At 58.2% G+C, this 7,727-nt stretch carries 8 protein-coding genes; 5 read left to right on the forward strand and 3 right to left on the reverse strand.

Features of this window, described 5'->3' with window-relative positions; translation table 11 throughout:
• The first annotated feature begins 127 nt into the window (after positions 1–127).
• Positions 128–1,024, forward strand: coding sequence for a recombinase family protein (locus GGR17_RS19815; RefSeq protein WP_054540541.1), 897 nt, complete (start codon positions 128–130; stop codon positions 1,022–1,024).
• Here GGR17_RS19815 and GGR17_RS19820 read toward each other — a convergent pair.
• Both GGR17_RS19820 and GGR17_RS19825 read right to left on the reverse strand, forming a co-directional pair.
• Positions 1,008–1,403 (reverse strand): PIN domain-containing protein, encoded by a 396-nt coding sequence (locus GGR17_RS19820; protein ID WP_012187367.1) that lies wholly within the window; start codon positions 1,401–1,403, stop codon positions 1,008–1,010. The two genes, GGR17_RS19815 and GGR17_RS19820, sit on opposite strands and share 17 nt — an antisense overlap.
• Positions 1,393–1,620: an AbrB/MazE/SpoVT family DNA-binding domain-containing protein gene (locus tag GGR17_RS19825; RefSeq protein WP_054540540.1), complete on the reverse strand. Its 228-nt coding sequence runs from the start codon at positions 1,618–1,620 to the stop codon at positions 1,393–1,395. Before GGR17_RS19825 ends, GGR17_RS19820 begins: the two co-directional genes overlap by 11 nt.
• A 313-nt stretch (positions 1,621–1,933) precedes the next feature.
• Here GGR17_RS19825 and repA point away from each other — a divergent pair, with 313 nt between their 5' ends.
• From repA to repC, 3 genes are all read left to right on the forward strand, one after another.
• Complete coding sequence (repA, locus tag GGR17_RS19830) at positions 1,934–3,121, forward strand: plasmid partitioning protein RepA (protein ID WP_027263652.1); 1,188 nt, start codon at positions 1,934–1,936, stop codon at positions 3,119–3,121.
• On the forward strand, positions 3,118–4,134 hold the full coding sequence (gene repB, locus GGR17_RS19835; protein ID WP_054540539.1) for a plasmid partitioning protein RepB: 1,017 nt from the start codon (positions 3,118–3,120) through the stop codon (positions 4,132–4,134). The genes repA and repB overlap by 4 nt, the downstream gene beginning before the upstream one ends.
• A gap of 177 nt (positions 4,135–4,311) precedes the next feature.
• Entirely contained in the window at positions 4,312–5,547 is a 1,236-nt protein-coding gene (gene repC, locus GGR17_RS19840; protein WP_012187363.1) for a plasmid replication protein RepC, read from the forward strand.
• Positions 5,548–5,678: 131 nt separating this feature from the next.
• On the opposite strand, the gene GGR17_RS19845 is transcribed toward repC, so the two are convergent.
• Positions 5,679–6,881: a Fic family protein gene (locus tag GGR17_RS19845; protein WP_054540538.1), complete on the reverse strand. Its 1,203-nt coding sequence runs from the start codon at positions 6,879–6,881 to the stop codon at positions 5,679–5,681.
• A gap of 293 nt (positions 6,882–7,174) precedes the next feature.
• On the opposite strand from GGR17_RS19845, the gene GGR17_RS19850 reads away from it, so the two are divergent.
• Positions 7,175–7,645, forward strand: a complete 471-nt coding sequence (locus tag GGR17_RS19850; RefSeq protein ID WP_235974561.1) for a hypothetical protein — start codon at positions 7,175–7,177, stop codon at positions 7,643–7,645.
• The last annotated feature ends 82 nt before the right edge of the window (positions 7,646–7,727 follow it).

Raw genomic sequence — 7,727 nt, forward strand, 5'->3', positions numbered from 1 at the left:
AGGAATCTTGACGCGTTGGTGAAGCGCTAAGATGAAATTCCAGCGCTTCAGTTTCAGCTTTCTGCTTCAATTGAAATCGGGAATTAAACGCGACAGTGATACATAAAATTGCAAACGGCCCGTTTTCATGTCCCTGATAGGCTATGCCCGCGTTTCCACAGAGGATCAGACCCCCCTGCCCCAGTCCGAGACGCTGCAATCGGCGGGCTGTGCCGAGATCTTTGAAGAGCACGCCTCAGGCGGCAATCGCGCGCGTCCTGTGCTCGCGCGGGTGCTCGAACGGGTCCAGAGCGGCGATACGCTGGTCGTCGTGCGGATCGACCGGCTTGCGCGGTCTCTGTCGCACTTACTGGAGGTGATCGAGCGTCTGGAGGCCAAGGGAGCTTTCTTCCGCTCGCTGCAGGACCCCATCGACACCGCCTCCCCTCAAGGAAAATTCACATTGCAGGTTCTGGGCGCCGCGGCGGAGTTCGAGCGCGCGCTGATACGTGAGCGCACGAAGGCCGGGCTTGTCTCTGCACGCGCCAAGGGCCGCGTTGGTGGCAATCCTGGGCTTCGCACCAAAGACCCCGCCGCGCTGCGCAAGGTGCGGCTGGCACGACAGGACGGCTACATGGAGCGCCTGAACGAAACCGCGCAGGATTGGGTGCCCCATGTGCGCCGCCTACGGCCGGATATGGCCTGGGAAGACGTGCTGCGGATTATCAATGCCCCCCTGCCCCAAGACCGCCGTTGGACGCAAAGCCGCCTGCTCCGTGCCGTGAAGGCATATGTGCGGGATGGGTTCCTGCCCGCTGAAGTGCTTGGACGCGCTGGACGCCGCAAAACCGACGATCGCCTGCCTGCGATTGTTGCGGCCATCAAAGGTTCGGACCCGGATATCACGCTACAGGCGATCTGCGACCGGTTGGAAGCCATGCGTGAGCGGACTCCACGGGGACGCACAAGCTGGCAACCGTCATCCGTCAGGATGCTGTTGGAACGGGCGGAGCGACTTGGGTTGCTGGTCAGGCAAATGGATTGACGATGCGCAGCCGATCCTCGACCAGCAATCCGTCGTGCATGTCCTCAGTCCACAAAGTCGTGCACCCAGCGATCAGCGCGGCAGACACGATCATCGCGTCATAGACCGATAACTGGTACTTCTCTGCCAACGCGCGACCGACTTGATGGGTTTGAACCGTTAGGCCCTCGACAGGGCATACGGACGTAATACCCTCAAGAAACGCTCCGGTATCTTCCCAACTGAGCCCAGCTTTCCGTCGGCAATTGACCATCGCTTCGTTCAGGACCTGAACGCTGATCCGGGGTCCCTGCCCCAGAATTTCCTCCGCCCTCTCAGCCTTTGGACCATCGTCGAGCAGGTAGAGCACAACATTCGTGTCTGCGAATTCAGCGCTCATGCGCGGCGTCGCGGCTTAGACGCGCATCCTTGGGCAGTTTTCTGCGAAACCGCCTCAGCCCTTGTAGAACTTCATCGGCGCGAGTTTGGCGTCTCACAAGAATGGTTCCATCGTCCTTTACCAGGTCGACCTGATCGCCTTCCTTTAAGCCGAGTTCCCTCACAAGATCCGCGGGTAGCCGGACGGCAAGGGAGTTTCCCCATTTGGCAACTTGCATCTTGTCCTCTCAGGCATGGATAAACATCCAGTAATGTATATCCAGAACTGCCAAAAGGCAAGCTCTGGTGCGCTCAAAGCCATGCTGGAGCCCTCCGACAAGAGTTCTCCCCTGTCCCTTTTCGTGAGATGCGGTGCGTTACACCATGCAGCAGGAAGCCTAACAGCCTTGTGTTCGGTGACGACTCGCCCACTAGATGTGGAAAAACCTTGCGCGAATCCGACTCTTGCGCCAATAGTCACGGAAACGAGGCAAAAAACGTCAATTTCCGTGAACACGCCAAAGACGCGATGTCTCGGAAGCGAGAGGGCAGATGGATAATACCTTTGTGCATGAGGATCTCAACGCGGTGATCCGCCAGCATTCGGAATGGCTGGCGAACCAGTTGCATTCGCAACGTGAGAGCCTGTTTCCACCCGATGCCGAGAAGACCATGCGCAAATTCACCTCTGGTGAGGCTGCGGCGCTGCTCGGCGTAAACGATTCCTATCTTCGCAAACTCAACTTGGATGGCAAAGGGCCTTCTCCCGAGCTTACCGCCGGCAACCGTCGTCTTTACTCGGCGCAGGATATCCAGGCGCTGCGTGTACTCCTTGAAAAAACCGCTCGCAAGCCGGGCGATTACGTTCCCGGACGACGAGAAGGTGATCATCTTCAGGTCATCGGCGTGATGAATTTCAAGGGCGGGTCCGGAAAAACAACAACCTCTGCCCATCTCGCCCAACGGCTTGCCCTGCGCGGATATCGTGTGCTGGGCATTGATCTTGACCCACAAGCTTCCTTCACCGCGCTGCACGGCGTTCAGCCGGAATTGGACCTCGAAGATGGCGGCACTCTCTACGATGCGATCCGCTATGAGGACCCGGAGCCGATCCGGTCGGTCATCCGCAAGACCTATATCCCCAATTTGGACTTGATCCCCGGCAACCTCGAACTGATGGAGTTCGAGCACGACACCCCGCGCGCGCTGGCGCAGGGCAATGCCGGACTTTTCTTCTTCCGCGTGAAGGAGGCGCTGGCCCAGGTCGATGAGGACTACGACGTGGTCGTCATAGATTGCCCTCCGCAGCTTGGCTTTCTGACCATGTCCGCCCTGTCCGCGGCCACGGGCGTTCTGGTGACCATCCATCCAGAGATGCTCGATGTGATGTCCATGTCGCAATTCCTCCGCATGACAGCCGACCTCATGGACGTGATCGCCGAGAGCGGCGCTGACATGTCTCATGACTGGATGCGCTATGTTTTGACCCGCTACGAGCCGCAGGATGCGCCGCAGAACCGCATCGTGGCTTTCCTGCGAACAATGTACGGCGAAGCCGTGCTGAATTCGCCCATGTTGAAGTCCACAGCCATCTCAGATGCGGGCCTGACCAAGCAGACACTTTATGAAGTGGAACGCAGCGCGTTCACGCGTTCCACCTATGATCGCGCGATTGAGAGCCTGAATACGCTGAATGACGAGATCGCCGACCTAATCCAGAAAACCTGGGGGCGCACATGACCAGTGGCAAGAAGAAGCGCATGTCAATGCTGGACAGTCTCGCGGCAGCTGGGGCCCCCTCCCCTGCCCCTCAGACAGGTGCTGTGACACCGATGATGACCTCGAATCGCGCCCTTCGGTCCGCCCGCGACGCGGTCGATTCCCATCATGTTTGGGAACTGGACCCGGCGAGCATCGAAGACGGGCGTATGGCGGACCGGCTTGACCCGGCCGATGTACTGGATTTGCGCGATGCGATTGAGGCGAACGGTCAGACTGTTCCGATCCTCGTGCGACGTGCGCCGGGTGAAGATGATCGCTACCTTTTGGTCTATGGGCGACGCAGGCTGGAGGCGATCCGTCAGTCCGATAAGGTTACCAAGGTTCGCGCGTTAGTCACCAACCTGGATGACGACAGCGCTCTGCGTGCTCAGATTTCGGAGAACATGGGGCGGCGCGATTTGTCTTTTATTGAAAAGGCCCTGTTCGCAAAGGACCTTGTGTCGTCCGGCTTCGGAAATCAATCTCAGGTTGCAGAAATTCTTACCGTCACGAAGTCGTCCATATCTATGGCGATCGCGATCGCGGACATGGTCGGGCCGGATCTGGTACGCGCCATTGGCGCCGCCCATGGCATTGGCCGACCCCGATGGGAATCCCTTGGTCGGGCCATCGACGAAAATGGTCTGGACTGCGAGGACCTTATCGGGATCGCGAAAGAGGCACGTGAAAATGCCGAGACCTCCATGGTGGTGGATGACGTTGCCTCTACCAATGACACGTCCATCCAAGCGTTCCTGGCCGTAGAAAAGGCTGTGACCAAGGCGATTAAACCGGCCAAGTCGCCCTCCCCTGCCCCACCTTCCAGCGTCCCGCTGAAGATCGGCGGCAAACGCGGCGGCACGGTCAAACGCACTGCCAAGGGCCTATCGATCGAGTTGGCGGGTGGAGACTTCGCCGATTGGGTCGAGACGCAAGTGCATGACATGATTGAAGACCTTCACGAACGCTGGAAGCAGCGGTCGGAAGACTGAGGAAGAGCAGAAATCAAAGAAGGAGGCACGAAAAGGCAAAAGAAAAGGTCCCGCAAAGCGACCACTCCACGAGACCCTAACTTGTTTCTAGCACCTTCAAGGTAGTGTCCGGAGCTATTTTCCGCAAGTCCAAAGTGATTCGCGGACCGGGATATTTTTGTCTTCGTGAATGACAAAATGGACTACACGCCCGTAACGCCGTTCCGGCGAACGATAGATGCTGCCATCCTGAAACATCAGGCAGCGACCCAAGAAGACCTGCCCCCAGCCGGCGCCAACAAGTGGGAGGTCCTGAGGGAGCTCGCTGCCGCTCGAGTCGCGTTCGGCTTGTCCGATCGGGATTTGACGGTGCTTCAGGCGCTGGTCAGCTTTCACCAAGCGACAATTCTCGGAGGCAATGACAGCGAATTGATTGTACATCCGTCCAACAAGGCGATTTGCGAGCGCCTGAACGGCATGCCCTGCTCGACGATGCGGCGCCACCTCTCCAACCTTGTGCAGACTGGCTTTGTTGTCCGGCGCGATAGCCCCAATGGGAAGCGCTATGCCCGCCGCTACGGCGACGAAAAGGTTGCGTTTGGGTTCGACCTCTCTCCGCTCGTTCGACGCTTCCAGGAGGTTTGTGAGGCCGCTGAGACCGTCCGGGCCGCAGAAGAGCGGTACAAGCGCTTACGTGCCACTGTGAGCCTCATGCGGCGTGACCTCGCAGGGCTGGCCGAGTACGGGCGCTCACTTCGTCCGGATCAGGGCGTCTGGGACCAATTCTCTGATCTTGCGGCCCTAATGGCCCGAGATCTTCGCAGAAAACTCGAAATGGAAGACCTTAGGCGCATCGAAGACGCTTTGGGGTCAGCTTTAGATCACGCCCGAAGCCTTCTGGATGGCTGTGAAACAGAAAATATGAGCACCAATGATGCTGTTTCTGAGCAGCACTATCAGAATTCAAATAAAGACTCTTATGATCTTGAACCTCGCTTAGAAAAAGCGCGGGGCGGAGGCGCTGTGCGCGAAACTCCAGAAGTTGCCAATAGTCATCTGTGTTCTGAAGATGAGGGCAACTCAACGGCAACTATTGACGATCAACTGATGCCGAACATACCGCTTGGTCTCGTCCTCGCTTCCTGTCAGGAATTCAAAGCGTATTCCGAGCAGCCCGTGCGCCACTGGCACGATCTGGTCCGGGTGGCTGATGTGGTCAGGCCCATGATGGGTATTTCCCCGTCCGCGTGGGACGAGGCGAAACGCTATATGGGTCCCGAAGAAGCGTCTGTTGTGATCGTTGCAATGCTTGAACGGTTTGCGGATATCCGATCACCTGGAGGCTACTTGAGAACCCTATCTTCAAAGGCAGCAATTGGGGAGTTCTCCTGCGGTCCGATGATCATGGCCTTGATGCGGCGGGATGCTGCATGATGAGTTCACAGCTGTGAACTCGGCTGACAAGTAGGATAGCTCGGGATAGTTCACAGCTGTGAACTTCTTTCCAACACGGTCAGAGGTTGCGCTCGCGGACTTGGCCAGAAACAGGGTGCTTCGGTTGCCAGTCACACGGGCATGTCACCGTCTCCAAAGAGGTTTGGAAAGAGCCGCTCTCTATAATCCAACGGAAACGTCAACCGTACTGGCGTCTTCGGCGAGGCGGACGTCATGTATCCGGCGGCGGTCAGTTTACTCAGCGTGTTGCGAGCAGTACGCTCGGACGTCTTGAGCACAATCTGCGCATCGCCTCGTTCCAGTGCCCCATGACGAAGAACCGCCGAGATTAGTTCCGGCGCTCGCTTGTCATCGATGGTATCTGCAACAAGACGACGATACCGTTGGTCTAGTCCGCCGAGATCGAACAATCTTGCTGAGAAGGTGATCTGGTCGAGCGTCACCTTTAGGAACCACTCACTAAACGTCTTCAGTGCCGCTTCTGACAGGTTCCCCCGTCCGTCGCGGTCTCCGCGGCGTGGACTGTCGGCCAGATCCATCATCCGTTTGTACTCGCCTCGATCGGTTAGCCCGCGGGCCAGCCCACGTGATACGGACCAGAGCCCTTGGCCACCAATCCCCGCTGTGAGGGCCATGGCATGAGACATCAGTCTGCTGACACGACCGTTCCCATCCGGGAAAGGGTGGATGTAGTTGAGCCGGTGATGTGCAGAGGCGATCGCGATGATCCGTCCGCTCGAAGACCGCGCCGCAATCTGAAATCGTTTGTCGAAATGGTCCATGAATGCCGCGACGCGCGACGATGAAGGAGGTAGGTGGCGCCCGACCGCAACTTCCCGATCATCATCCTGGCGCATGCGTCCCGGAACGATGGGCTCTTGTGTGCCGTCGGGATGTTCGATGACCCGAAACTCATCCGGCATCTCTTCGTAGAAGCTCTTATGGACCCAAGTCAGGAATTCGACGGATGTGGGGCGGGGCAGGGTGCCCTTGCGATGCATCTCGTCGATGGCCCGTTGAACGATGACGTGCGCTCGGGCCTCAAGGGCGAGGGGACGGGTTTCTTCCTCAAGCTCGGCGCCCGCCAGCGCCCTTTCGATGTCGCGGGGGCGCGTGTTGTGTCCTTCGATCAGGTTGGAGTAGTAGCAGTTCATCACGCGGACGAGATCGGCAAGCTCGGCTGCGCTGTCAGGATGCAACCCTTGTCCCAGCCCGGTGGCTTCCCTCTGGATGTCGACCGAAAGGTCTGCCAGTTCTGTGGGAATATGCTCCTCGAAGAAGCAGGGTTCGATCCTGGCGGGTGTTTCCAGCATTTTTGCCGATCTTCCATGTTTGCAAAGTAATTGAAAAATAAACACATTTCGTACTTTCAAGCAAGGTTTTGCCGATATGCGTTGCCGATCTTGCCTGCCGATCTGGAATTGCTGCATGAAATCAATGGCTTCGGCAGAAGGGCCGGGCTTTTCGGTTTTGTTGTGTGCCCAAAGGGGCCGGAAAAAGAGAAAGTGTCCTTCGGGTTTTGTGACTGACGGATGAGGGCCTTTGGGGTCCCTCAGATGGGTCCGGGCCGGATTCCGGTCTGCTGTTATTGATGAAGGGCATTCCGATGCAAACAGGTGTCTTGTGCGTGTTACGCGCGACCGCCGCCTCGTGGTGGCGGCACAAGGAACTACGCCGAACCGGCCAGACGGGCCAGGCACTGCAGCTCGAGCGTGAGACCGTCCTGCGTGATCTCGGCTATCTGAAGCAGGCGGCGTCATTGCCAAACGCGCACGTGATCTGCGGGGAGGGTGGGACATTCCTCCATCTCGGTTGGACCACCGTTTCGACCTTCGCGCCGATCGAGCGCTTTCCCTTGGCCACTCTTGTGGTCGCACGAGGGACGCCCTTCATCGATATCCGACCCGTCACCGATGTCATTGCCTTCGCGAGACTGCCGCGGGTGGCGCGGGACGGATCGGTCGACCCTGATCCTTGCGGTTCTGGCAGATCCGTCTCGCTGACCGCCTACATCGACATGGTCGAAGCCCTCGGTGCCAGGATCGCCAACGATCCGAGGCCCCTTCAGTCAATCTAATCATCATTCCTTCACACCAACATTCGAAAGGAGGCCAGCCATGGCCCGATCCCGCACGACCAAATTCGATGCCTCCGAGGTC

The sequence above is a fragment of the Actibacterium naphthalenivorans genome, from assembly GCF_014196965.1.
Lineage (GTDB): Bacteria > Pseudomonadota > Alphaproteobacteria > Rhodobacterales > Rhodobacteraceae > Actibacterium_A > Actibacterium_A naphthalenivorans.

Coding starts and splice junctions, on each gene's coding strand:
- GGR17_RS19815 (WP_054540541.1), top strand. CDS start 128: ATGTCCCTGATAGGCTATGCCCGCGTTTCCACAGAGGATCAGACCCCC.
- GGR17_RS19820 (WP_012187367.1), bottom strand. CDS start 1,403: ATGAGCGCTGAATTCGCAGACACGAATGTTGTGCTCTACCTGCTCGAC.
- GGR17_RS19825 (WP_054540540.1), bottom strand. CDS start 1,620: ATGCAAGTTGCCAAATGGGGAAACTCCCTTGCCGTCCGGCTACCCGCG.
- repA (WP_027263652.1), top strand. CDS start 1,934: ATGGATAATACCTTTGTGCATGAGGATCTCAACGCGGTGATCCGCCAG.
- repB (WP_054540539.1), top strand. CDS start 3,118: ATGACCAGTGGCAAGAAGAAGCGCATGTCAATGCTGGACAGTCTCGCG.
- repC (WP_012187363.1), top strand. CDS start 4,312: ATGGACTACACGCCCGTAACGCCGTTCCGGCGAACGATAGATGCTGCC.
- GGR17_RS19845 (WP_054540538.1), bottom strand. CDS start 6,881: ATGCTGGAAACACCCGCCAGGATCGAACCCTGCTTCTTCGAGGAGCAT.
- GGR17_RS19850 (WP_235974561.1), top strand. CDS start 7,175: ATGCAAACAGGTGTCTTGTGCGTGTTACGCGCGACCGCCGCCTCGTGG.